Annotated in this window: 19 protein-coding genes and 1 pseudogene; 4 read left to right on the plus strand and 16 right to left on the minus strand. The window is 66.6% G+C overall.

Annotated elements, in window-relative coordinates; translation table 11 throughout:
• Positions 1-437: CorA family divalent cation transporter (locus tag QOC69_RS20665; RefSeq protein ID WP_526443026.1), on the plus strand; the 437-nt coding region annotated here is incomplete at its 5' end.
• 107 nt (positions 438-544) lie between these two features.
• On the opposite strand, the pseudogene QOC69_RS20670 reads toward QOC69_RS20665, so the two are convergent.
• Positions 545-1,067 (minus strand): annotated as a pseudogene (locus QOC69_RS20670) (LLM class F420-dependent oxidoreductase); the annotation flags it as partial.
• A gap of 970 nt (positions 1,068-2,037) precedes the next feature.
• Here QOC69_RS20670 and QOC69_RS20675 point away from each other — a divergent pair.
• A complete protein-coding gene (locus QOC69_RS20675) occupies positions 2,038-2,304 on the plus strand; it encodes a hypothetical protein (RefSeq protein WP_526443028.1) in 267 nt (88 codons plus the stop codon).
• A 601-nt stretch (positions 2,305-2,905) separates the two neighbouring features.
• Here QOC69_RS20675 and QOC69_RS20680 read toward each other — a convergent pair.
• Both QOC69_RS20680 and QOC69_RS20685 read right to left on the minus strand, forming a co-directional pair.
• On the minus strand, positions 2,906-3,817 hold the full coding sequence (locus tag QOC69_RS20680) for a hypothetical protein (protein WP_526443030.1): 912 nt from the start codon (positions 3,815-3,817) through the stop codon (positions 2,906-2,908).
• 1,014 nt (positions 3,818-4,831) lie between these two features.
• The gene (locus QOC69_RS20685) at positions 4,832-5,023 is read right to left on the minus strand and encodes an excisionase family DNA-binding protein (RefSeq protein ID WP_526443032.1); all 192 of its coding nucleotides are present in this window, start codon (positions 5,021-5,023) and stop codon (positions 4,832-4,834) included.
• 139 nt (positions 5,024-5,162) lie between these two features.
• Here QOC69_RS20685 and QOC69_RS20690 point away from each other — a divergent pair, with 139 nt between their 5' ends.
• Complete coding sequence (locus QOC69_RS20690; protein WP_526443034.1) at positions 5,163-5,489, plus strand: hypothetical protein; 327 nt, start codon at positions 5,163-5,165, stop codon at positions 5,487-5,489.
• Positions 5,490-5,929: 440 nt separating this feature from the next.
• On the opposite strand, the gene QOC69_RS20695 is transcribed toward QOC69_RS20690, so the two are convergent.
• The gene (locus QOC69_RS20695) at positions 5,930-6,085 is read right to left on the minus strand and encodes a hypothetical protein (RefSeq protein WP_526443074.1); all 156 of its coding nucleotides are present in this window, start codon (positions 6,083-6,085) and stop codon (positions 5,930-5,932) included.
• On the opposite strand from QOC69_RS20695, the gene QOC69_RS20700 reads away from it, so the two are divergent.
• Positions 6,032-9,040, plus strand: coding sequence for a Kelch repeat-containing protein (locus tag QOC69_RS20700; protein ID WP_526443072.1), 3,009 nt, complete (start codon positions 6,032-6,034; stop codon positions 9,038-9,040). The two genes, QOC69_RS20695 and QOC69_RS20700, sit on opposite strands and share 54 nt — an antisense overlap.
• 80 nt (positions 9,041-9,120) lie before the next feature.
• On the opposite strand, the gene QOC69_RS20705 is transcribed toward QOC69_RS20700, so the two are convergent.
• The 12 genes from QOC69_RS20705 to QOC69_RS20760 all read right to left on the minus strand — a co-directional run bounded on the left by QOC69_RS20705 (position 9,121) and on the right by QOC69_RS20760 (position 25,253).
• A complete protein-coding gene (locus QOC69_RS20705) occupies positions 9,121-9,747 on the minus strand; it encodes an FHA domain-containing protein (protein WP_526443036.1) in 627 nt (208 codons plus the stop codon).
• A gap of 115 nt (positions 9,748-9,862) precedes the next feature.
• Positions 9,863-10,978, minus strand: a complete 1,116-nt coding sequence (locus QOC69_RS20710; protein WP_526443038.1) for a branched-chain amino acid aminotransferase — start codon at positions 10,976-10,978, stop codon at positions 9,863-9,865.
• A complete protein-coding gene (locus tag QOC69_RS20715) occupies positions 10,971-12,362 on the minus strand; it encodes a lyase family protein (protein WP_526443040.1) in 1,392 nt (463 codons plus the stop codon). Before QOC69_RS20715 ends, QOC69_RS20710 begins: the two co-directional genes overlap by 8 nt.
• A 5-nt stretch (positions 12,363-12,367) precedes the next feature.
• A complete protein-coding gene (locus QOC69_RS20720) occupies positions 12,368-14,374 on the minus strand; it encodes an FAD/NAD(P)-binding protein (protein ID WP_526443042.1) in 2,007 nt (668 codons plus the stop codon).
• Positions 14,364-15,419 (minus strand): 3-deoxy-7-phosphoheptulonate synthase, encoded by a 1,056-nt coding sequence (gene aroF, locus QOC69_RS20725; protein WP_526443044.1) that lies wholly within the window; start codon positions 15,417-15,419, stop codon positions 14,364-14,366. The genes QOC69_RS20720 and aroF overlap by 11 nt, the downstream gene beginning before the upstream one ends.
• 230 nt (positions 15,420-15,649) lie before the next feature.
• Positions 15,650-16,975, minus strand: coding sequence for an ATP-grasp domain-containing protein (locus QOC69_RS20730; protein WP_526443046.1), 1,326 nt, complete (start codon positions 16,973-16,975; stop codon positions 15,650-15,652).
• The gene (locus QOC69_RS20735; protein WP_526443048.1) at positions 16,972-18,909 is read right to left on the minus strand and encodes an MFS transporter; all 1,938 of its coding nucleotides are present in this window, start codon (positions 18,907-18,909) and stop codon (positions 16,972-16,974) included. The genes QOC69_RS20730 and QOC69_RS20735 overlap by 4 nt, the downstream gene beginning before the upstream one ends.
• Complete coding sequence (locus QOC69_RS20740) at positions 18,906-20,597, minus strand: class I adenylate-forming enzyme family protein (RefSeq protein WP_526443050.1); 1,692 nt, start codon at positions 20,595-20,597, stop codon at positions 18,906-18,908. Before QOC69_RS20740 ends, QOC69_RS20735 begins: the two co-directional genes overlap by 4 nt.
• Before the next feature lie 45 nt (positions 20,598-20,642).
• Positions 20,643-21,896: an aminotransferase class I/II-fold pyridoxal phosphate-dependent enzyme gene (locus QOC69_RS20745; RefSeq protein WP_526443052.1), complete on the minus strand. Its 1,254-nt coding sequence runs from the start codon at positions 21,894-21,896 to the stop codon at positions 20,643-20,645.
• Positions 21,893-22,822, minus strand: coding sequence for a prephenate dehydrogenase/arogenate dehydrogenase family protein (locus QOC69_RS20750; protein WP_526443054.1), 930 nt, complete (start codon positions 22,820-22,822; stop codon positions 21,893-21,895). The genes QOC69_RS20745 and QOC69_RS20750 overlap by 4 nt, the downstream gene beginning before the upstream one ends.
• Entirely contained in the window at positions 22,819-24,909 is a 2,091-nt protein-coding gene (gene pabB / locus QOC69_RS20755; protein ID WP_526443056.1) for an aminodeoxychorismate synthase component I, read from the minus strand. The genes QOC69_RS20750 and pabB overlap by 4 nt, the downstream gene beginning before the upstream one ends.
• A complete protein-coding gene (locus QOC69_RS20760; RefSeq protein ID WP_526443058.1) occupies positions 24,909-25,253 on the minus strand; it encodes a chorismate mutase family protein in 345 nt (114 codons plus the stop codon). Before QOC69_RS20760 ends, pabB begins: the two co-directional genes overlap by 1 nt.
• Positions 25,254-25,272 lie beyond the last annotated feature (19 nt).

Below are 25,272 nucleotides of genomic sequence, written 5' to 3' on the forward strand. Positions count from 1 at the left end.
CGGAGCTCCGGCCATACCTGCGCGACGTGCACGACCACCTGCATCTCATCAGCGAGGAAGTTGCTGCCCAGAAGGACCTCCTCGCCACCGTCCTGCAAGCGAACATGGCCGTCATCTCCGTGGAACAGACCCGGGTCGGCGTGCGCCAAAACACCACAATGGAGCAGCTGACGATCCTGGCAACCGTGTTCTTGCCGTTGACCTTCATTACCGGTTTCTTCGGACAGAACTTTGCGTGGCTGGTCGACAACATCACCGGCTTCGCCCGATTCGCCGTGTTCGGAATCGGCGGGCTGCTCGTTCCGTTGGTCCTGCTCTGGGCGTGGATGCGTCGCAACCAACGGGCGACCGCCGCAGCCGAAACCCGCGGCATGGTCGCGTGTACAGCGGCCGATCTCGTCGCGCAGCGGGCTCAGTATCGCGACCCCGACCCTTAGGAGCGGGGTGAGGATGCTTGGCTGGCCGAGATGGCGAAGGGCGTCCGCCCACTCGGCCGAGTCCTACGCTTGCAGCGCGCGGGACCGCGAGACCAGTTCCGCCCGCCCTCGCGCTCGAACAGCTCGATGCCGGACCGGTGGTAGATGGCCTCGGGCAGTAGAGAAATCGCGTACTCGCACTCGAGGTGGCGCATCCGTTGCAGCCTTCTCCACGCCTGTTACGTTGTGCCGGAAGCGGATTCGGGTGCGCCGATCATGGCGTCCGCGGCGTCCGCGGCGCCCTCGTCGACGTCCGCGAGCAACCTACCGCTCACCCGCTCCAACCGTTCCTTTGACGTCGGCCTCGGATCACCGCCTTGAAGTTGGCCGATCGCACGATGGCGTCGTAATCGGTGCCGACACCGCGGCAATTGCCGGCCAGCACCTGCGACTTGTGGGCGAACCCGTCGGGCTCCGATGTGAAGTTGGTATAACTGTGCGCATTTCGCCGCGATGCACAGTCTCACCTTGTCGCTTCCGCCGACGATCCACATTGGGATGCAGCACCACGTGAAACTTCGCCTGCGGGATGGCGTTGGGCTGCAAGGGCTTTGGCGCAACGATGGCGCCGTCGACCTGATAGTCGACGCCATGGCCGACAGCAACGTCGGTTTTGATCCGGAGGCACCGGGCCGCCGCTTCCACGCCGTCCTCCTCGATATCGACCACACGCCGCGACACGTCCTGCACCGAGCCACTGCGCGTTCTACACGCCTGCGGGACTGGGAAAGTTCGTCGGGCATCTGCATCACGGCGGAGTCTTCGCGCTGTGGTCCGATGATCCGCCCGACCCTAACTTCGAGGCGGTGCTCGCCGAGGTCTTCGACCGGTCCGAGGCATCCGTCGTCCGGTTCCCCAACCCGCTGACCGGCGGGTACTCGACCAACACGGTCTACGTCGCGAGTTAAAAATGTCGTCGGACCGCAGTGACGTCGCGATCGTCGCGTTCCGGCAGGAGTGTTGACCGCGTCAACACCCCTCGCTGTCTCCCCAGGTCGCTGGACGTCGCTTCGCGTAGTGTCCGATATACGCCTTGGCGGCATTCGCCCAGCTCAAGGATGATTTCGGTGATAGGTGTGGAGGGATTTCGATTCCCGGCAGCTCTGCAAAGTCGTTCGCAAGGAAATCAAGGCGTTGTTGACGGATGCAGGGCTGGGACGGTCCTGAGTCACGTACAGCAACGAGTACAGCGACGGCCTTCGTTTCGGGGGTCTCCGGCGGTGTACGCCCGTGGACGGATGATGGCGTTGAGCTGGGCGGTCGGTACACCGAACACCTACGAAGGCCGAAATTGACACTGGGGGTCAAGTGGTCGCAGGTTCAAATCCTGTCAGCCCGACCGGAGAATCAGCAGTTCAGAGGCGGTTTCGGAGAAATCCGGAACCGCCTTTTCTGCGCTCCGTGGGGGCCGTACGGCGGCCGGTACGCCGTCCGAACAGCAGGCTGCCGAGGAGGCGTTTCACCTCCGACAGCTTCGGTTACCCAATAACAGTGGAGGGGTAGACCGTCGACCTCTCGCGAACTGTTCGAGACGACTAGGGATCGAATGGAGTGGTCAGAGGTGAAATCGAAGCAGTTTAAGGTGTTGTCGGCCACCGCAGGCGCCACGGCCGTGCTGGCAATGGGCGCACTCGCGGTGAGATTGAGCGAAGTCAGCGTGGCCCAAACCCCGGAGCCGGCTCCCCCAGGTCCGGTAACGACGTCTGAGGTCACGACCGGGGCGACCATCACCGAAACCGTGGCGCCGGTGGCTCCGGAGGTACCCGCGGCCGTTCCGCCAATCACAACAACCCCGTCGACCATCCCGCCGACGGCCGAACAGCACTAGTCCACAACACGGAGGCAGGTGCTCAAATTGAGCACCTGAGCGAACGTCGGCAACTCGCTGCTGGCAGTCATCGTGCCTGTCACGTTGTCTTGGTGGCGTCTTGCCATCTTGGATAGCTAGTCTAAAATGTATGCTCTGAGCTGCGGTTATGTTGGTGCGCGATACTGGGATTGAAGCTGCAACCTGTGCGTATGAGCTAACCGGTGACAGTTTCACGTCGATCCGCGGGTCTCAATCGGGCCAGGGAACGACACGTAGTCACTCAGTACGGTGCGATCCTGCGCGTCGTCGAGGGATCGAGCGGCTGCACGGGCCCGGCGTAGCGAATTGAGGGCCAACTCGCTCACCCCGGCGACCGGGGGCGATCTGTGCGTACCGAAGGCGTACCGCGAGCGTATCGGCAAGGGTCAAATCTATTGTCCCGCCGGCAATTTGACGCGTATTGGTTAACCGTTTGGTTGGTCGCCGAGGCGCTGCGTAGGGACTCATAATCCGTTGGTCGCGGGTTCGAGCCCCGCCCGCCTCACCAACTAAAATCACAGCTCAGGCTATGTTTTCACGCAGGACACGCTCGACTCTCCACGCCGAGAATTGGCTCTCATCACCGCTGACTGTTTGCTTGTCCTCGGTTCCGCCGCGTGCGCGTGTCGGCAGCCCCCGTGATGGCGATGGCCACCGCCCCCGCGACCGCGCCGACGAACGCCACCGCCACCAGCCAGCCCAACCCGCGCTGAGCGGTGTCACCAAGCAGCACCACGCCGGCGACGCCGGGTACGACCGTCTCGCCGACGACGAGAGCAGCAGCGGCACCGTTTACCGAACCGAGTTGCAGCGCAACAGTAAACAGATAGAAGCCGCCTACCCCAGCGATAGCGATCGTCCAGGAAGCCGGGTCGGCCAGCAGGATATCCAGCCGAAGCGGATCGATACCGTCGACCACCCGCACCGCGACCGCCATCGCGCCGTACAACACGCCAGCGATCAGTCCGGCTGCGACGGCGGCGCGGGCGCCAAGCAGGCGAATCAGACCGACCCCGCCGGCGAGGATCACCACCGATGCCGACAACAGCGCCCAGTGCACGCCGGGCTGCGAGGTGCCTGCACCGCGCTCACCGGCGGTCAGTCCCAGTACGCATAGCGACACAACGACCGTGCCGATGGCCACCCAGTCGCGGCCGCGCAGGCGCACACCGAGCACCGCGACGCCGAGCACGGCGGTGACGACGAGGTTGGCGCTGATGATCGTCTGCGAGAGGAAGAGCGGTATCAACCGGGCCGAGACGATGCTTCCCGCGAAACCGACAACGTCGAGAGCCATCCCGGCAATGAAAGCTGGAGTCAGTGCCGCGCTTATGGTCGATCGAAGTGTTGGGCCGCCGGTCGCGGTGACTGGTGCACCCTCCCCCCGGCCCGATGCGGCAGCGGTGGAATCACGGGCTCCGTAGGCCTGCAGGACCGAGGCAACCCCATAGCCGACGCACGCCAGCAGCGCTGCCGCCACACCGATCAGCACGGGCCCTTCCCGCCTCGGTCATCCCGCGTGGGGCGCCATCCAGATCGAGACACGTGTCGGCTCGTGTGTCTCAAATATGTTGTCGATCGGCGCCAAATCATCCGCCAACTATATTGAGACCCGACGGTTGATCAGTGACGCTCGGACAGGCTGGCTCAAGGATCTGGAGCGGGAGAAACGCCCGCTCAAGCGGCTGTTGGCGAAGGCGAAGCTAGAGATGGCCCCGCTCAAGGAGGGCGTTTTCTAGGGGGTCGTTGCAACACTGCTGGTTAATTGGTGGTTAGTAGATCACGCAAGCGCTCGGCTGGGGTTTTCCAGTCGAGCGTTTTACGTGGGCGGGCGTTGAGTTGCTGGGCGACGTGTTCGCCGACTGCCATGTGACGTTGGGTCGCGAGCGTCCGTCCTGCAGCAAATGCGACTCTCTCGCCGCCAACGGAGGCGGCAAGTACCTACCAACGTACGTTCAACGTGTCCTAGCGGTGTCCTAGGACACCTAGTCACCCGCAAGCACGTCCGAGACACATCAGTACGAAGACGGCTTGCAGGCAGGCATTATCCGATACACCGTCGATGCCGTGACACGCTGCAGCACAGGCATTTTCACACTGGCAGTGTGGGGGTCAGGGGTTCGAGTCCCCTTAGCTCCACTTTTGGACACCCTGCGCGAACTGACTCGAACCCGTCAGGGCGCCTAGCGACTCTGGAAGTTGCAGAGTTGTCGTCTGCCACTTCGTTGCCCATAGCGCACGCCTACCGCCCATACCGCTTGCTGCTGTTTCCGCTCACTCGGCTACAGTCGAAGTCGCTGTCGCAATCGGTATCCCGCGCCGTTGTTGATCGAGGATCTTTCCCAATTCGTCGAGAGCGTCGCGCTGGCTGTCGCCATAAACGCTGATCCCTTGCGCCGCCCGTCCGGCGTATCGACGAAGACCTTGGCCTCCCAGCGGCCATCGGCTCGCCGGTAGACGCCACCCTGGCCATTCGCGTTGCGTTTTGGATTGCCGTGCGTAGCCATCACGCGGCACCCTCGATCAACCCGGCAAGATAATTGTCGAAGGACGATCGGACGATTCGGCGGCACCGCCCGATTTGAACGGATGCGACTTGTTGATCCCAGATCAACCGGTAGACCAGCCATCTGCTGACCGCGAGCCGATCCGCCGCCTCCTGCACGAGCATCAGTTCACCCTCTGGTGAAGTGTGCATCGGGACCCACCTCACGTCGCCGGCATAGTTGTCGAATTCTGTTGTCCGCCAGGTCATGCCGAGCGTTGAGCATCATGTCGGCCAATCCGGGTGAGCACGGACCATTTCTTCTCAACATCCCACGAGAGGAAATCCCACGATGATCGAATCAACCCGCAAACTGACCGCTATAAAATACGCAGCGACGCTCGTCGGCGCCCTGGCTGTTGTTGCCTTGGCCCCGGCGACCGCCCATGCGGTCCCCGTCAACAACAACGAGGGCGGTGGGTGTCACTACACGGACAAGGACGGTTACGACATCCCAATCGACGAGGGCCAGGACGTTTTCGTCGACGGCAAGATCGTGAGTGTCGCGGTGGAACGATCGTCGTCACCACTGCGCCAGCGAGCGCTGGCGGGAGAACAAAGCCGACTAATCTGCCGCCGAAAGTCGACGTCCAGGGTGTTTCGCGACTCGCCCAAATAAGCACCTCGCGGCAAACCGAGGACGAGGCTGTAGCGCAACAGTTTGCCGACGGTCACGGTAATGTCCGGCGACCCTCGGGTGAGGTGCTTCGCCTGCTCGGAAGGGTGCCGAGATCCTCCCTGGCCGGTCAGACGAGTGCAATGCTGACAGGGGCTGCATGTTGCTGTTCGCCCGGGTGTGCAGGGACCACTCCGTGCATAGCCACGGACACTGGTCGGCACCGCGGGAGGAGTCCCGGATCTCACCGAGAACACCAGCCATAGCAAGTCGTGGCCATTATTTCCCTTTACCCGGCCCAAAACTCGGAGCTATGACGTCGCCCAGTTCAGAATGTAACAGCCAGCTTCCCGGCGACGATTGGATTTGCAAGCGGCGGCTAACGCAAATCCGACGTCGGTGAGTTTACGCCCGGTACTTTTGGAGATCGCGAATCAGCCGCATCACATCGGAGGACCATCGGCGATATGGCCGGAGAACGTGCGGAGGGCTCCAAGCCCCCGGGTGAGGGCGGGATCGCTGCTGAGTTGGTAGCCGCCGGCTTCTTGGACGCCGTCGAAGTTGGCCGGGGCGGCGCGGGGATTGTTTACCGCTGCCACCAAACGTCACTCGCGCGAAGCGTCGCCATCAAGGTGCTGATGTCTGATTTCGACCAAGACAGCCGGGAACGTTTTCTGCGTGAGGGTTTGGCGATGGGGAAGCTGTCCGGCCACCCGAACATCGAGAACATCCTGCAGGTTGGCGTGACCGAAACTAACCGGCCATACATCGTGATGCCCTACCACCAAGCGGGTTCCCTGGCGCAGCGGCTACACCGCGTTGGCCGGACCGCGTGGCCTGACGCATTACGTATCGCGGTGAAGTTGTGCGGGGCGTTGGAAACTGCACACCTGACAGGCACATTGCACCGCGATATCAAGCCCGCGAACGTGCTCGTCAACGATTACGGCGAACCGCAATTGAGCGACTTCGGCATCGCGCGAATCCTCGGTGGATACGAAACCGCGACCGGGTTCTTCACCGGCACCATCGCCTTCACCGCGCCCGAAGTACTGGCCGGAAGTCCGCCGACGGTCGTGTCCGACGTGTACTCCCTTGGCGCCACCATTTACGCCCTGATCGCCGGGACTGCCGCGCACGAGCGCAAGAGCGACGAGGAGGATCTCATCGCGCACTACCTTCGGATCAGTTCGACGCCCGTGCCGGACATGCGTCCTCAGGGAATCCCAGCCAGTGTGTGCGCCGCGATCGAGAAGGCGATGTCGCTGGATCCGACGGAACGGCACGCGTCCGCGGCGGACTTCGGCCGCGAAATGCAGTCGGCGCAGCGTCACAACGGGTTGATGGCGGATTCGATGGTCCTTAGTGAGACCAACGGTGAGCCAGGACAGGCAGCAGGCACGTCAGCAATCCGGTTTGCGACCGTCAGTCAGACTGATCTGTCTGAAGCGGCTTCCATCGCGCTGGGCGGGCCGCCGGGGCCAACCCCGCCTACGCCTGTTTCGAATCTGCCGGGCCCGCCTGCGCCGATCTCGCCAGGCCCGGGTTGGCCGATCCCACCAAGCCCGGGTTGGCCGATCCCACCAGGCCCGCGTGGGCCAATCCCGCCGGGCGCGCACGGGCCGCCGATCCCGGAGTCCGACGGGCCAACCAGCATCACACGAAAGACGCGGAATCGCAGACCCCTGCTGTTCGCCGTTGCAGCGGCTGTCGTAGCGCTGCTGTTGGTGGTAGGCGGTATCTACTTCATTTCATCGCGCGACAACGGCAACGGCGGCAGCACGGGAAGCGCGAGCCAACCAACGACTCAGACTCAGGCCGGCTGGAAACCGATCACGAATGCACGCGTAGCCCGCGAGGCGGCGGCGACAACTCAGGCCGACGGCACCATCTGGATTTTCGGGGGGCTGGGAAGCGATAGAAGCGTCAGCGGACGGCACGAGGGCTATGACCCTGCCATCGACAGCTGGAAGAGCGGCGACGATCTACCCGTTCCGGTTCAGCATGCGATGTCGGTGACGTGGCAAGGAACCCCGGTCGTACTGGGCGGTTGGCGGGCCGAGGGCGCTAACACGCAGATTGCGACTGACAAGGTCTGGCGGGTCGTCAACAGTCACTGGGCGGAACTGCCGCCTCTGTCGCAGCCCCGCGCGGCGGGCGCGGCGGCGGTGGTCGGGGGCCGCCTTGTGGTCACTGGCGGTGTGGGCGCCAACGGCAGGCTGCTCAACACCACGGAGGTCTTCGACGGCAATACGTGGAAGCTCGGAGCCGAAATGCCAACGCCGCGACAGATGCTGGGCGCGGCGTCGGATGACAAGGTGGTGTACGCCGTTGGCGGAACAGACGGGACCGCTGAGCTACCGACGGTCGAGGCGTACGACCCCGCCGCTGACTCCTGGACGTCGTTGCCTGCCCTTCCCGAGCCGCGCAGCGACCTCGGCGTCGCCATCGCCGACGCGCGCCTCGTGGCAGTCGGGGGTCTGTCCGCAGGACGGGTCCTCAAGACCGTTTCGGTGATGGATCTTGCCACGAAGACATGGGCCGGTCTGCCAGACATGAGCACCGCGCGCCGCGGCATGGCCGTCGCCGCGGTGGAAAAATCGGTGTATGCGATCGGCGGGGCGACCGACGCCGGCAACACCCAGGTGACCTCGACGGCGGAAGTGCTGAAGCTTGCACCACGCAAGCTCCAACCGGCATCAGCCTGGCGGTCGCTGCCGGATGCGCCGACCCCCAGGCTGATGATGGCGTGGACCGTGCTCGACGACAAGATCTGGATCGCTGGCGGCATGAGTCATGGAGAAGCGCTTCAAATAGTGCAGAGCTACGACCCGCAGACCGGAGCATGGCTATCTCAACCTCCGCTGCCGGTCCCGTTGCACCACGCGACCGCGACAACATATCGCGGCGAAATGGTGGTCATCGGGGGCGCCAGCGACGAACTCGCTAACGCGTCGAACAAGGTTTACGCCTTGCGCGGAGGCAGCTGGGTAGAGCTACCCAACCTCACCCACGCCCGAGCGGCCGCCGCCGCAGCGGTCGTCGGTGACAAGCTCGTGGTCGCCGGCGGACAGAACCAGAAGCAGCTCGTACCCCAGACCGAGGTGTTCGACGGCCAGTCGTGGAAGGAGGCGGCCGACTTGCCGACACCGCGCGAACACCTGGCCGCAGTGTCGGATGGGACTTACGTGTACACGGTCGGTGGACGATTCCTCTCCGCCGACAAGAACTCCGCGGCGTTCGAGCGCTTTGATCCACAATCCGGGCAGTGGACGAAGCTGGTGGACATGCCGACGCCGCGCGGCAGCTACGGCGCCTCCTTCATCGAAGGCCGGATCGTCGCCGTCGGTGGCGAGGAACCGACACAGGTACTGGCCACCGCAGAGATGTACGACATCGCCGAGGCGCAATGGATCTCACTGCCACCGATGCCGACGGCGCGCCACGGCGAAGTGGTCGCCACCGTCGGCGACACCGTGTATTGCATCGGCGGCGCGAATCGGCCGACGCACGAAGGCCCTGTCGCGACGGTCGAGGCCCTGGACTTCTCCTAACGCTGCGACGCGCCGTTTTTCGAATCCACTTGCGGTGCTGACAATTTCGAGGTCGCCGGCGGCTCAGTTCCGGAGTGCGCTCACTCTTCGTGAGTGCTGCTGTCGCGCAGCATAGCGAGGGTGACAGCCCCACGCCGGATGGCCTCATTGGCCAGACGCGCCCGGCGCTCACCCTCGGGGGGGATGGCGAACTTGTCGTACATGTTTTGCAAATGCTGTTTGATGGCTGCCTCTGTAACGAATAGCTCCTGAGCCATCCGGCGAACGGATACCGCCTCAGGAAAAGGGTCGTCGGAAACCAGCGGGCGACACATAACCACGAGGACCTCGAGTTCGCGCCGGGTCAGGCGCGGGGGTGGCTGGGTAGGGGCGACAGAAATCGTTGCGTCACCAGCTGTTGTTTCGTCAGCTTCCTTTACCTCCCAGAAGACCAACCGTGACTTGCCGATCCGCAACTCGTCTCCAGAACGCAGGACTCGTTCGGCAGAGATCTTTTCCCCGTTGAGATAAGTGCCATTGCGACTACCCACATCCCGTATCGACCAAGTAAACCCGAGATTTTCCAATACGGCATGTACGCGCGAGACGGTCGAGTCGTGATTGAGCGACACGACATTTGTTGAGGACTTGCCGACGGTCACTCGCTCGCCGCCGAGTGAGATCAGCTGCCGTCCTGATGGCTTCCAGATTTCCAGGTGGGAAGGCATGTCGATAGCTTATTGGGTTAAGATTCGCACCTGCGAGGCCCACACGTTCTCAGCGCTCTCCGGCGGGCGTCCAGCCACTTCCACAAAATCGCTTCGCCTTGCCGTTTCCGTACTTCTAGGCCTCACTTTCGGTGCCGACGAGCCGCATCCAGCCGAATTCGTCCGGAGTCTGGCCGTAGTGGATGTCGAGCATTGCCTCACGCAGCCGCGACGTGACCGGACCCGTGGTACCGCCGCCCACCGACCAATCCCGCTCCACAGAGACCACATGTCCGACCGGGACAATCGCCCGGGCGGTGCCGCACGCGAAAGTCTCTGTGATGCGCCCGCTCCGGCAGCCCCGTTCCCACTCGTCGAGCGAAATCGGCTCCTCGGCGACCGGGTACCCGTGCGATCCCGCCAACCGCAGGATCGAGTCCCGGGTGACGCCCGCCAACAGGGTTCCACTCAGCGGCGGCGTGCGGACGAGGGGGCCTTCGGTGGTCGATTCCACGAAGAACAGGTTGCAGCCACCCGCCTCCTCGACGTACCGGCGGTCCTGCGCGTCAAGCCACACGACCTCGTCGCAATCGTTGGCCGCGGCCTGTCGCTGAGCGATGAAGGCGCCGCCATAGTTGCCGCCACATTTGGCTGCACCGGTACCACCCGGCGCCGCACGGATGTACTCGGGTGCCGCCCACAACCGCATGGGCTTCGGCTCCACGGACGCGGGCCGCGCCGGGGTGCCGATCACTGCGAACAGGTACTCCTCGGCGGGGCGGAGGCCGAGCTGTGTCTCCGCCGCGATCATGAACGGCCGCAAGTACAAGCTGTGTCCGCGGGAGCGCGGCACCCAGGCGCTATCGGCCCGCAGCAGCGCCTCCAGCGCCGAAACGAAGTCCTCCTCCGGCAGCGTGGGCATGGCCATCCGGCGCGCCGATCTGTTGAACCGGCGGGCATGGTCGGCGGGACGGAAAAGGGCACGCTGACCGTTCGGGCGCCAGAACGCCTTCATGCCCTCGAAAATCGTCTGGCCGTAATGCAACGCCATGGTGGCCGGGTGAAGCGACATCGCGGCGAGCGGCCCGACCTGGGCGTCGTGCCAGCCCACCTCTGCGGACCACCGCACTGTCACCATGTGATCGGAGAAGACGTCGCCGAACCCGGGCGTCGCGAGCAGCTCCTCTCGCCGCTCGGCTGGGATCGGCTGCGCAAGCTGACGGGTGAACTCCAGCGCGGCAACATCATTCATGCGAACTCTCCTTCAGGACCGATTCGAAACGCAGGAGCGCCCGGTCGACCAGCGGACCGGACATCCCGGTGTAGCCGGACGGATCGAACAGCCCGGACACGTCGGGGCCAGCCACTCCGGCCTCCTCCAGCGCGATGGCAAGCAGGTCGGCGACATCGGCACCGTCCCGTTCGGCCGCCGCGGTGACCTCGGCCAGTAGGCATTTGGCACTGGCCTTGCCGAGCAACGGCGCCAGCACCGCGTTGACGCGCTCGGAGACGATGGCGCCTCGGGTCAGCCGCAGGTTCGCGGCCATCGCCTCGGGCGAGACCCGGAGCGTTTCCGCGAGGCGAGCGGCATTGGCGGCCGCACCGGCACCGATGCGCAGACACTCCCGCAGCGGTTGCCACTCGGCATGCCACCCACCCGAGGACCGCTCGTCCTCCACCGCCATGGAACCGAACAGCACGAGGGCGATCGGTGGCAGCTGCCTGGCCGCGGTCGCGACGAGCGTCGAGAAGACGGGGTTGTGCTTCTGCGGCATGGCCGAGGATGCCCCCCGGCCCGGCGCCTGCTCCTCGGTGACCTCTCCGATCTCGGTCCGGCTGAGTACGAGGACATCGGCGGCCAGCTTGCCGAGCGCACCGGTGGTGACCATCAGGCTCGCGGCGACATCGGCCAGGGGTGTGCGAACTCCGTGCCAGGGAATCACCTGCTCGGCCAGCCCGAGGCGGCTGGCCACCAACGCCGGCAAGCGCAGCGTCGCGTCAACCGGATCGGCCGTATCCAACGCGTACTGGTGGTACGCCGCAAGCGTGCCTGCCGCGCCGCCCAGCGAGACCGGCAGCGCCGCGCGGGTCCGGCGGACCCGCTCCACGGCGTCGAGCACCAGATGCAGCCAGGTGGCCGCCTTCAGCCCGAAGGTGATTGGTACGGCGTGCTGGGTCAGGGTGCGCCCGGCCATCGGTGTGTCCCGATGCCGCTCGGCGTGTCCGGCCAGGCTGTCGGCACATGCCAGCAGATCGTCTTCGATGCGGTTCAGCGTCGCCGCGCACAGCAGGGTCAACGCCGTGTCCAGGATGTCCTGGCTGGTGCTACCGCGATGCACGTATTCGGCGGCGGCCGCGTCGATGGACCGGACCGCGGCGGTGAGCTGCTCGACGAACGCGACGACGGGGTTTGCCGTGTCGCGCACTCCGGCAGCCACCACCGCGAGGTCGATGTGTGCAGGCACGGCGGCGGCCCTGATGGCCACCGCCGCGCCCGCGGGAATCACGCCCAACTCGGCCTGCGCCTCGGCCAGAGCGACTTCGGTTGCGAGCATGGCGGTCAGCACCGCGTTGTCGTCGACCAGGTCAGCCGCGCCCGTCGCCGCCCATGCGGGCGCCAGAATTCCGTAGTCCATAGTGCTCATGCTGATCTGCCGGTCAGGTGCACGCTGCGATGGTCGGCGAGTAGCAGCGCCCGCCGGTGTTCCGCTGCGGTCCGCAGGCAGGACCGGGCGATGGCGTCCGCATCACCGAGGATGACGGAGTTGACGCCGGGACGGATGCCCGCCGCGGTCACCCAGTGCACCGACTCGGTGGGCACGCCGAACGCGAAACGCCGTGGGTGCGCGCGATCGTGCGCGTCGAGCAGCCGGTACGGACGGCGGGTGACGGCGACACCACCGGCGACGTAGTATCCACCGCCGCGGATCGGGATGCGGTACGGCTGGCACTCGCCCCGGTCCAGCAGCGTCCGCAGCAGCGGGTCGGTCGTCCGGTGCACATCGGTTTCCGGCAGGCGCGCCTCGATCAGCGTCGCGGCCCGCACGATGAGGTCCGGACATGCTCTGGAGTACGCGACGAAGCGTCCGTCCAAGCAGTCGACGCGCAGGTCCGGGCCGAGCACCTCGAGCACGCCCGCATCCATCAGGGCGCAGAACTGCTCGATGCGTTCGGCTGGCGGCCCGATCGACAGGAAGGCGTTCAACGGCATGTACCAGCGCTGCAGTTCATCCCGATAGGAGTCACCTGACAGGCCACCGTGGTCCACGAGCAATCGGATCTCGTTGCGCAGGTCTCGCAGGACATCCAGGGCGGCCGTGCGCGGACCGTTCACGTTCCCCTTGCCGGCCTCCTGGACTTCGAGGTCCAGATAGTTCCGCAGCCAGCTGCGGAACCGTTGCGTCGAGGAGAGGTCGTCGTCGGCGAACGGCGCCGCGATCTTCCGCCAGTCCCAGGCCTGTTCGGGATCGATATCGAACTTGGCGAGTACGGTGCATTGAGCGTCGCTCTCCTCGATGGCCAGGGGGTCGCCGAAGATCGGCACCACCGCTGGCTCCGCCGTGGCGAACAAGGCGGTGAATTCCTCGGCATCGCAGGTGCATCGACGCTCCCGCACCAGAGTCGCGTAGTACACCGTGCGGACTTCCTGGTCGATCATCGGCCAGATGTCACGACGGAAGTCCGCTGGTGCGCCGGCGTCGGCGCGGGCCCGCAGCCGCTCGATCACCTCGGCGGTCAAGTACCGGGGCGTGTGACGGCCGAACGAGCCCTTCTGGTTCTTGCCGCGGGCGTGGTATGGCACCCCGCGCCGCGATCCCACAATCAGGCGGGGTTCCTGCCCTGACGGAAGATAGGTCAGGGTGCCGTCGGACTTGCGCACGAATGTGCCGCCACGGCCGATGGTGAACAGCGCCATGTAGTCGAAGAAATTGAGGCCCAAGCCGCGCAAGATGACCGACTCGCCCGCGGGTATGGCGTCCAGCGACACGTCGGCCGGGTTGCTGGGCGCGATGTACCGCAGGTCGTGCCGGTCCGCGAACTGACTCAGGGCTGTTTCGGACTCACCGAGGTGATGCGGCATGTGACCGAGTGCGAGCACCACGGACTGCAGATCGCCGATCGTTTCCCCCGTGCTTTTTACGACTTCCTGCAAGCCATCCGGGGTGTCACGAACGTCGACCGCGGTCGCCTGGTGCGAAATGAAGCTGACAGCCGGGGGCGCCGTCCAGATGATGCGGTCGCGCACCCACTGCAGATAGCTCCCGTAGAACGGCCGGGACGGATAGTCGTCCGGCCCGAGCGTGGTGGCTTCGGCCCGAACAGCCTCCGGTACGGCCGGGCTGCCGATCAAGGCGATCGACCGGGCCCACTCGTAGAGGCTCGGCCCGCTCACCACCGGCCCGTAACAGTCGACGGTGTCGTCGACGAATATGGTCACCTGGCAGGCAACCGTGTTCATCAACAGCACCCGGTCCTGCGTGCTTCGCCATACCTGGCCGCCGTCGAACACATGCGGGTCGATGAGGTGGATGACGAGTTCCTGCCCGTGCGCCAGAAGCGAATCAGCGTTGGCGCATAGGCGTTCCGCGACCGACAAGCCGCGTGGGCCGAGCCCGACGATCGCCACCTCCAGCTTCTCAGTGAACACCTGATGCCCCGATCTGTGCGCCGCTCATGTGGCGGCCGAGTCCGGCCGCTAGTGGAGCGAGCCGACTCATCAAGTCGGCGAACTGTTGAGGGCGGAGCGCCTGTTTGCCGTCGCACAACGCCTGCTCCGGCGCGACGTGGACATCGATGATCAGCGCGTCGGCCCCGGCCGCGATCGCGGCCAGCGACAGCGGTTCCACGAGTTCTGGGTGTCCACCGGAATGGCTGGGATCCACCATGACCGGCAGGTGGGTGCGCTGCTTCCACAGCGCGACTGCGGTGAGGTCCAGCGTGAAGCGCGCCGACGGTTCAAACGTGCGGATGCCGCGCTCGCACAGCACTACCTGGTCATTGCCCTCGAGCAGTAGATACTCGGCCGCGGCGAGGGTTTCCTCCACCGTGCAGCCGAAGCCGCGCTTGAGCACGACCGGCAGGCCGCTCTGACCCACTGCGGTCAGCAGCGCGAAGTTCTGCATGTTCCTTGCCCCGATCTGCAACCCGTCGACCACCGCAGCCAGGCGCTTGACGTGTTCCGGGTCGACCACCTCGGTGACCACCGGGAGGCCGGTACGCTCCCTGGCCTCGGCCAGCAGGTCAAGGCCGTCCCACTGGAGGCCCTGGAAGGAATGCGGCGAGGTCCGCGGTTTGAAGACGCCGCCCCGCAGGCCGACGGCTCCGTGTTCGGCGACGACGGCCGCGGTGGCCAGCGTCTGCTCTGCCGATTCGACGGCACAGGGTCCGGCGATGACCGCGACGGAACCGTCGCCGATCGTCGTCGGGCCCAGGGCGACCACGGTCCGGCCGGGTCGAATTTCCTTGCGCCCCAACCAGACTTCACCACTCTTCTGCACCTGGTGGGTAGGCACGGGAAGCTCCGGGCCGGCCTTGGCGATGAGGTCCGCATCGGATACCGAAAGGACGTGAGTGCTGCCGAGCCGGTACATCTCGGCTGGCGCGCCGGCTGATTCCAGGTGCTGTATCCACCCCTCGACGCCGGCGCGGGTAACGGCCTCGTCGAACACGAGCAATGTGTCTGGATTAGTCATGACTCAAATGGTCGTGATTTAGCCGTGCTCGCGTAATCGCCGGCGGTACCAGAATCCGCCTGTCGATGGGACAGGTTTTCCTACCCGCGGGGTAAGCACCTGGCTCGTTCGATGCGCCGCGCGGAGGCCCCGCAACCGGCCATACGACGCGAAGACGCGGAAGCGCGGCGCACAAGTGTGCGCCGCGCTTGTCGAGTTGAATGTCGCACAGGTGACTGCTAATTCGGTCCTCAGGATGGGGTCGTGTGGATCGTCACGGCCCGGCGGACGCGCTCCTCGATCTCGTCCAGCTCGGCGATCGTCGGGGCATCGATGAAGAAGGTGACGGCCCGGTCGTCGGAGCTGCGGATGGGGCCAAGCTCTGCGCCGCGGGCCTCATAGACGAGGACCGCGCGCAACGCCGGCGGGTCATCAGCGGGGAGGGCGGGGATGTCGGGCCAAGGATTGCCGTCGTCGACCCATCGAGCCTCGACCCCGGGCCAGTCGACCTCAACATCGCAGAGGATTCCGGGCCGGTGCCCGACGTACACCTGGCGTGCGTAGCGCCGGGCCGCGGGATAGTCGGCGGGCTCACCGAGCGCGATCCGCAGGATCTCGGGCTCCATCCGTCGGCCCGTCGCCAGCCGGTACAGCACCATGATCCCGTCTCCGGGTGTCCGGGCGGCAACCTCCATGAGACGGGCCTCCCCCCGCTCGTCGAGCCTCCACTCGGCGTGCGTGATGCCGTTCTCGACGCCCAACCGGTCGAGCATCGCGACGTTGGCCCGCTGCACCGCGTCCCATGCGTCGTCCCGTGCGGCGGGCACGGTGTGGGCCATCTCGACGAAATACTGCGAGTCGACGTCCGTCGTCTCCTTGCGTGTGACCGAGGAGAACAGCGTTTTGCCGTCCTGGGTCAGACTCTCGACCGAGTACTCCTGTCCGGTGATCATCTGCTCCACGAGGATGGTCTCCTGTGCCGGATAGTCGTCCAACTGCGCGGCCAACTCGGCGCGGTCGTGAACCATCTGGACACCCTCGCTCGAGTGCCTCGTGGCCGGCTTGACCACGGCGGGGAAGCGGACGGACCCGTGGTCGACGGAATCGCGCGCCCCAGGCGGAATCAGCACGGACGCCGGACTGAGATCGGGCAGGTACCAGCGCTGCAGGTACTTGTTGCGGCAGGCACGCGCCGCCCGCAACCCCGGGAACGGAAGGTCGAAGTAGTCGGCGACCAGGCCGGTCGGCTCGACCAGCGTCTCTCCGACGGCGTAGATGCCGACCACGTCGTACTGCTTCCGCCAACGTTCGGCGTGTTCGATGACTCCGGGAAGGAAGGAGCCTTCGCTCCCGACCGACCCATCGACGAAGGCGACCTCGTCGATAGCGGAGGCGGGGTGGGCGGGATCGTCACCATGCGCCTCCGCATATGAGCGCGAGATGGCCGGCGTGATCACCAGGATTTTCAGGTCCCGCCTCCGCAGGTCGTCGATGTAGCTGAAATCTCGGCACACCACCGGCAGGAAGCCGGTCAGGATGAAAGCGCGGGGCCTGGCCGCTCGCTGACGCTCGCTCATGTTGCGTTCCTTTCTGACGTGGCCGCGACGCGACCGGGTTTTCTAGGCGCCGCGCTCGCTGTTGGCCGGACGGTCGCGAAAATCGCCCGATGCGGCGTCGCGGCGTGCCTGTCGGCGCGGTCGATGCGTACGGTCGACGCACTCGAGGGCGGCGCCGCGGCCGCGGCCATCCTCACGGTGCGGTCGATATCCGGCGCCTTCGGCGCAGGTTTCGCGGGCTTCGCCATCCTGACCGTGATCGGCTCATTCCGGACAGTCGGACGCTGACTGGCTGCTTCCAGCCGCAGGATTCGGCTGCCGATCCGCACGGACATCCCGGGCAGCCAAACGATCGGCTTCCACGGTGCGATCCGGATCCATTGCGTCTGCCCGGCCGGTCGAATGGCGACACCGTTCCTCGACTGGCGGTCGATGATGAACACCCGGCCGTAGGCGCCGCGGATCTCCAAATGGGCTCGGGACATCCCGTTGGCGCGGACGTCGATCCGGATGGGACGCAGTCCTCTCCGAGCGGCGTCGCAATCGTGCGGGTCCCGTCCCACCACGCAATCCCGGTCCAGGGTGAATCGCGAATTGTCATCGAGGACAACGTATTCGAGTGGCCTTTGCCACTGAACCGTCGGATGCGAGAGTGGCGAATGTCGGCGGACCGCGAACGGGGCGATGGGTACTTCCGGGGTGGACGGCTCGGCGCCCGGGACGGGGACCTGGTCCGACTCGAGGGGGAAGGGCCGGCTTCGGATCGCCCACCGGACGACGGGCACGGTCGCCAGACCCGCCGCGGTGAGCAGCCCGCCGAGCAGCACCCAGCCGACCTGGCCTATCCCCAGGCACAGGGCACCGAGCACCGCGGGCGCCACCGCAAACGCGGCGCCGAGGCCCATGTCCTGCAGACCCACATACTCGCTCTGCGCGTGGGCGGGCGCCAGCTCGAAACTCAGCGCGAAAACGGCCGCCGCGTGGCACATCTCGCCCACCGAGTGGACGGCCACCGCCGCCAGCAGGACCGCGGCCGCGGCCCACGCCGCCAGGTCGGCCGCCACCGCCACGCCCCCGCAGGCGACCAGGAAGACGAACCCGGCGACGCGCATGGCGGCGGCGCCCTGGCGGACGGTCTTGACCTTCCCACCGACCCAGACCTGGAGCGCCACGACCCCCAACGTGTTGACGAGCAACACGGCGCCGACCATCCAGCGGGGGGCGCTCGTCTCCGTGGCAATCCAGAGCGGGAGTGCAAATGTGATGACCGCGTACTGCAGACTCATCACCCCGTTGAGGACCGTGTACGCGATGAACGGTCGATCCCGGAGGGCCACCCACCCGCGGGTACCGGGCGGCGCCGGCATCGGCGCGAGGTGCGGGAGCCTCGCGCACACCCATGCGCCGATCAGGAAGGTCGCGGCGTTCGCGAGGAACAGCACCTGATATGCGGCCAGGTTGTCCAGCGTCAGCGCCACCCCGCCGATGACGGCGCCGACGCCGACGCCGGCGTTCTCGATGGCCCGGAGCTGGGAGCGGTAGGCGGCCGCGCCCTCGCCTCCGATGCGGCGGATGAGCCCGCCGCGCGACGCTCTCGATGCTGAGGTCGCCAGCATCTCCACTACGGTCACCACGACGAACATCCAGATGCTGGTCACGAAGACGTAGCCCACCATCGTCAACGCCAGGACGACCAGGCTCAGGGCCGCGACCCCCCGGGGGCCGCGGCGGTCGGCCAGGTTCCCCATCGGAACACCGGCGAATAGGCCGATCAGTCCGGCCACGGCCAGCCACAAGCCGACCTCGGTGACCGACAGTCCCAGACCCTCTGTGAAGTACAGCACCGACACCGTGAAGAACATGCCGGTGCCGATGTTGTAGATCCCGGTGGCCAGGCCCAGGCGGCGACCTGCGCCGGGCTTGGGCACGAAGGTCGACAGCCAGCTTCCGATCATCCCACGACTGCGCTTTCGGGCGTCATGAACGCGGCGACGGCACGGTTCTCTTTCAGCGGGCCCTGCGCCAAATCGCTGTACCTGTCCCGCAGTTCGCGCTTGAGCACCTTGCCCGTCACGCCGACGGGGAAGTCGTCCGCGGTGACGGCGACGTCCAGCACGGCGATGCGGGGATGGCCGGCCTTCTCCAGCACCTCGTTGGCCTCGGCCAGCAGCCGTGCAGCCTCGGTCGGCGAATCGTCGGTGATGACGACGGCGACCGGAACGATCTCGTCGCCGTGCCGGCCCGCGACGACGGCGACGTCTGTGATGGCACCGATCTCGCTGAGCAGCATCTCCTCCATGAGCACCGAGTAGCCGGTGCCCTCGGCGGTCTCGATGGCGTCCTTGGTCCGGTCGACCACGTAGTAGTTGCCGTCCTCGTCCTGGTACACCAGGTCGCCGGTCAGCCAGTAGCCGCCCAGCTTCGAGCGATAGGTGGTGTCCGAGTCGTTCCAGTACCCGGCGGTGATGGACGGGCCCTTGGCCCCGAAGAAACCCACCTCGCCCACCGGCGCCTTGCTGCCGTCCGGTCGCAGCGCCGCAACCTCGGCGACGGGATCGGGCTTGCCGACCCGCCGGTCCGAGCGCTCCGAAGCCAGCGTCCGGGGCTGGACCACCAGACCCCAACCGAGCTCGGTCGTGCCGAACCGGTCGTAGAAGGTGGGGGGCTCCTGGTCCGGGCTGCGCTTGGCCAGGATCGCCCCGATGTGGGCCTCGTGGATGGCGTCGCCCATGTTGACCCAGTAATCCACTGAATCGACGGTGCCGCTTGGTGTTTCGAGCGCAGCCAACTCGGCATAGGCGTGGGCGAATGCCATGACCCCCTTCGGCTGATGCTCGCGCACGGCTGCGGCCAGCTCCTCACCGCTCGGGTCATATAGCGACACCAGCGGCGAGCCGGCGAGCATGGCGTACGCGGTGTACACGATGCACCCGAGATGCGACTGCGGTTGGGCCGTCATCATCCGCTCGTTGGCGGGTTCGATGTAGTTCTCCAGGCGGAAGCGCGGTCCGGCGACACTGGACGCGTGGGTTTGGGTGACCGCCTTCGGAATTCCCGTCGTGCCCGACGAGTGCATGATCGACACCGGGTCCTCCGCAGCGTGCTTGAAGCGCCAGGCGTCGGGCAGCACGGCCGCAGGCGGCGCGGGCAGGTCCTCTGCCAGCTGCACCCATCGCAGGCCGTCCAGCGATCCGATTCCCTCGGCGATGGCCGCGAAGCGGGACTTGTCGGTGTAGATCCCCACCGGCGTCGTCCGCGCGCACAGGCCCAGTGCCAGAACCGGCGACGCCTTGCTGTTGATGAGCACTCCGATGGCGCCCAACTGGGCGAGGGCGTTGAGGTGGATCGTGTAGGCGAACGTGTCCGCCATGTAGAGAGCCACCCGGTCACGCGGGCCGACGCCCTGCTCGTGGTACCAAACCGACCAGCTTTGGGCGAGCGCGTCGAGCTGGGCGAGCGTGAACTCCGTCTGCTCCTCGCCCGCGGTGTTGATCACCGGCCGGCCCGTGCGGATGAACGGGATGTGCGGGTCGGGGTGCACGGCCATGGCCGTCGCCAGCAGGTTGCCCCCGCCGAGCTCGGGCATTGCCGCCAGGCGGGAACGTTCTTCGGGTGACAGCAGTGCGTGGGTCGAAATGGACATTGTTCAAACTCCTTGTCGTTGAGCGCGATTGGGTGAGTACAAATTTCAGGTATTGAGCCCGAGGGCACGGGCGGCAGTATCGAGGTCGTGCTGCTGGTGCAGCGCGGACACGGCGAAGCGCATCAGTCCGGTGCCCCTGGCGACCGTGGGGTAGAAGGCGGGCAGGATCAGCACACCGGCCTGCTTCAACCGGCGGGCGGCAGCGAACGCTTCTTCCTCGGTGTCGAACACCGCGCCCCGGACCGGCGAGCGCAGCCCGGCGTTGACGAGCGATCCCGCCGTCAGCCGGTCGAACTCGGCGGCGTTGTGCCAGAGCCGCTTTTGCAGATCGGCCACCTGGCCGTCGACGTGCAACCGGCCTGCGGCGACGTTCGCCGCCAGCATGGGAAGCATGATCGAGTGCCCAAACACCAAGGGGTTGGCGAACTTTCGCAGAACCCGCATGTCTTCGTTGCTCGGCACGACCGCGAAACCGCCTGCGCCGCCAAAGGCCTTCGATAGCGAGCCGGCGAGGACGACGTGGGGAGGGAGCGTCCCACCGAGCGCTTCGAACGCGTAACCGGCGCCGAGCGGGCCGTCGATCGAGACCCCGTGGGCATCGTCCACGTACAGGTGACCACCGAACGGCTCGATTTCTGCCAACATCGCAGCGACGTCGATCAGTCCGCCCATCGAACCGACGCCGTCGACCAGCACGATCGGCGTCCGACCGGTGGCCGCGACCTCGCGGACCGCTGCGGGCAGCGCCGCGGGATCCGTCATGTCGAAGCGTCGCGTCGGCCCGATCTGCTCGAGCACACCGCGGATCACCTGGATGGAGGCGTGCGCTGTCTTTTCGACGAGGAACGCGACGCCGGCGTCGGCCACGGGATAGCTGGGCAGGGCGCCGGCGCCGAGCAGCGGCAGCAAGCCCAGATGGACGTTGCTGACCGAGGTGAAGGCGGCCACCTGCGCGCCGCCGTACATGACGGACAGGAGGTCCTCCAGCTCGCCGAGGTAGGGCGGTCGTCCCCGGTTACGCGACGTGGAGAAGTGCAGCCCGAAGCGGTGCATCGCCTCCGTCGCCGCCGCGATCAGATCGGGGTGCGTCTCCAGACCGAGGTACGAGCACGAGACGAATTCCACGGCGTCGCTGCCGTCGGTCAGCTTGACCTGCTTGCCGTCCCGCGCGGTGATGACATGCCCGGTCAGGCCCTCCTCGAAGGCCCGATCGAGCGAGTCCGAGGTCTTGCTGACCCGGGACGCGACCCAGTTGGGCCGGGCACCGACCGGCGTGTGCGTTTCCATCAAATCCGTCATTTGAGCTTCTCCTTTGTGCGATTGGTGGTCATGGCTCGCAGCGCTTCTGCGCTGCGTTCGCGGTAGGCGCCCCGCAGGGGGCCGAGCACCCCGCAGAGACGGTCGAGCAGGTCGCCGAACTCCTCGCAGTTGCCGTCCTCGACGACACCCGCCAACTGCGACACCCCGCGCGACAGCGCGCGGCGCGCGGCCGCGGCATAGGGGTTGGCCGCCTGGACGTCCCAATACACCTCCGGTGCCCCTGACGCGACGCGCGCCAGCAGTGACAGCAGCGCGGTGTGCGGGGGCGGACCCAGCCGGTCCAGATCGGCGATGTCGACGTCCAATTCGGCCAGGGCGGCGCCGAAGGCGATCACGGCGGCATGGGTGAGGGCCTGGCTAGCGGCCGACACCCGGTCGTGCTGGTCGGCGGTCACGCTCACCACGCGGGCACCCCACTGCTCGATCAGGTCGCACAGGGCGCGCCCGCGCTGGCCGTCGCGCACCACCACCGAAGCCACCGCTTGACCGGCGAAGCCCAGGGAGGGGGCGAACATCGGGTTCAGACTCAGCGCCTCCGCGTCCCCGGCGATCATGGCGGCGGCGTGCAGGGCGGGGACCACCGTGGTCTTCACCGACAGCGTGTCGGCGATGAGGGCGTCCCGCCGAAGCATTCCGACCAGCCGGCCGATGGCGACCAGTGCCACCGGCTCCGGCACGCACAGCAGGACGGCGTCGGCCGTTCGGACGACGTCGGCCACCTCCGCGCCGGGATCGCTGATGTCGCCCCGCACGAAGCGGGTGACACGGTGGGCAGGCCCGGGGGTGGCGCGGTCGACGATGACGACGTCGTTGCCCGATTCCTGCAGCTGCTCGGCGAACAGTGAGCCCACTGCTCCCGAGCCGCCGGCGACGACGACGCGCCCGATGGTCGGTGTGCCGCTCATTTCGGGCCCTCCTGGCGGCCGGTCGCGGCCAGGGCGGTCATCATCGCCCTCGACTTGACGACGGTCTCGTCGAACTCCCCGCCCGGATCGGAGAGGGCGACGATGGCGCCACCGACGCCGAACGTCACCCGCCCGGCGTCGACCACCAGGGTTCGGATCACGATGCTGAGGTCACTGGCGCCCGACAGCGAAAACCACCCGAGCGCACCGGAATACACGCCGCGGGGGCCCTGCTCGAGCCGGTCGATGATCTCCATCGTGCGGACCTTGGGGGCACCCGTCATCGACCCGCCGGGGAAAGCGGCGCGGATGCAGTCGACCGCCGAACGGCCCGGGGCGAGTGTGCCGCGGATCGTGGAGACGAGCTGGTGGACCGGCGCGTAGGTCTCGACGTCGAACAGCTTCGGCACGTGTACCGATCCCACCGAGCAGACCGTGTTGAGGTCGTTGCGGAGCAGGTCCACGATCATGAGGTTCTCGCAGCGGTCCTTCGGGTTGTCGCGCAGCTCCTCCACGAGGGCCCGATCCTCGGCGGCGTCGCCGCCCCTGGGCCGAGTGCCCTTGATCGGCTTCGCCTCGACGGTTCCGTGCAGGTCGATCGAGAGGAACCGCTCGGGGGATGCGCTGAGCACGGCCACGTCGCCGAAGTCGAGGAGGGCCCCGAACGGGACCGGGCTCACCCGTCGAAGGTGGGCGAAGGTGGGCAACACGTCGATCGACGTGTGGACGGTAACCATATTGGTCATGCAGATCTCGTATGACTCACCGGCGTTGATCTCGTCGAAGCACTCGTCGATCCGCTTGAGATAGGCGTCCCGGTCGTGCCTGAGCTCGACGTTCATCCCGATGTCGGAATCAGTCATTGCCGGGCCTGACAGCGCGAGAGCCGGGGCCGGATCGGTGGGAGCGGCAGGAAGCGCGCGCAGGGCCTCCGCGGTCGTCGCCAGCCAGGCCGCGGCCTCGGCCATCCCGGCCGTGTCGCCGGCGATCGAGAGGGCGAGCAGATAGCTGGTCCGTGTCTTGTGGTCGAGGACGAGCGCCCGGTCGGCGAAAAGCAGTGCGGCGTCGGGTGTTTCGGCGCGGTGGGCGTAGGTGCCCCCGGTCTCCGCCTTCAGCTCATAGCCCAGATAGCCGACATAGCCGAGGTTGAATTCGAAGGGCAGGCCCTCCGGAACCGGCACCTCCCGGGCGCGCAGCTGGTCGTCCAGGTAGTCGAAGAACTGTTGCCGAACCCGCTCGGCGGTCCCGTCGGGCCGGCGGACGACGACCTCGCCGTCAGCGACGCTGTAGGTGACGTGCTCAGCGAGCGGACCGTCGCCGTTCCCCATGAACGAGAAGCGGGACAAGCCGTCGACCACCGAGCTGCTGTCGAGCCAGAAGCCTTGGTCGCCGCCGACGAACAGGGATGTGTAGGCCGTCAGCGCATCGGGGTGGACGTCGAGATGCTGGACGTGCAGGTCGTAGCGGGGCTGCTCCGCTTCTGCGGTGCGCGCCGGGGCGACGGCTGATGCCGACCAGTCCGCGGCGAGGGCGAAGAAGTTGGCGAGCAGCTCGTGGCCGTAGGCGCTGCTGATCGACTCGGGATGGAACTGCACGCCCCACAAAGGCAGGTGGCGGTGGCGCACACCCATCACGACGCCGTCGTCGGTCCACGCCAGCTCCTCGAGCTCGTCCGGAAGCGACGTGACGGCCAGCGAGTGATAGCGCACGACGTCGTACGGCGATGGAATGCCCGCGAAGAGGTCGACGCCCGTGTGCCGGACGGGCGAGATGCGCCCGTGCATGGGCTCGGGCGCGTTGACCACCTCACCGCCGAAGAGGTGGCAGAGGCCCTGGTGGCCGAGGCAGACGCCGAGCACCGGCAGACCGCTGTCGAGAATCACGCGGGCGCTCACACCGAAGTCGCGGTCTCGGTCGGGCCGACCTGGGCCGGGCGAGATGACGGCGGCATCGAACTCGTCGAATCGGAGGTCGGCCCAAGGCGTGTCGTTCCGGACGACGGTCGGCGGTTGCCCGCACACCTCGCCGATCAATTGGTACAGGTTGTAGGTGAACGAGTCGTAGTTGTCGACGAGGATGACGCGCATCAGGCTGCGCTCCCGTCGGAGGTTTCGGCGTCGATGATCAGGTCCTCGATGCGGCACGTCTCCCCGATGATCAGGTCGAACAGCTGCTTCATGAAGGTCAGATCCAAATCGTTGGCCTCGGCAAACCGGGCCGCCCGCTGCTGTACCACACCGATCCGGTGAGGTTGCATCATCGGCACGCCGTGCTCGCGCTTGTAGTAGGCGATGCTTCGGCACACGGCGACGCGTGCACCCAGTTTTCCGAGGAACTCCGCGTCGATGCGATCCAGGTCGGCGCGCAGCGTCTCGAGAGTGCCCTGGTCCGCTTTCTTCCGAGCTGTTGCTCGGTTCGCAAGTTCATTCATGACTCGATCTCCCCTTCTC

This window comes from Mycobacterium sp., from assembly GCF_032162105.1.
Classification (GTDB): Bacteria; Actinomycetota; Actinomycetes; order Mycobacteriales; family Mycobacteriaceae; genus Mycobacterium.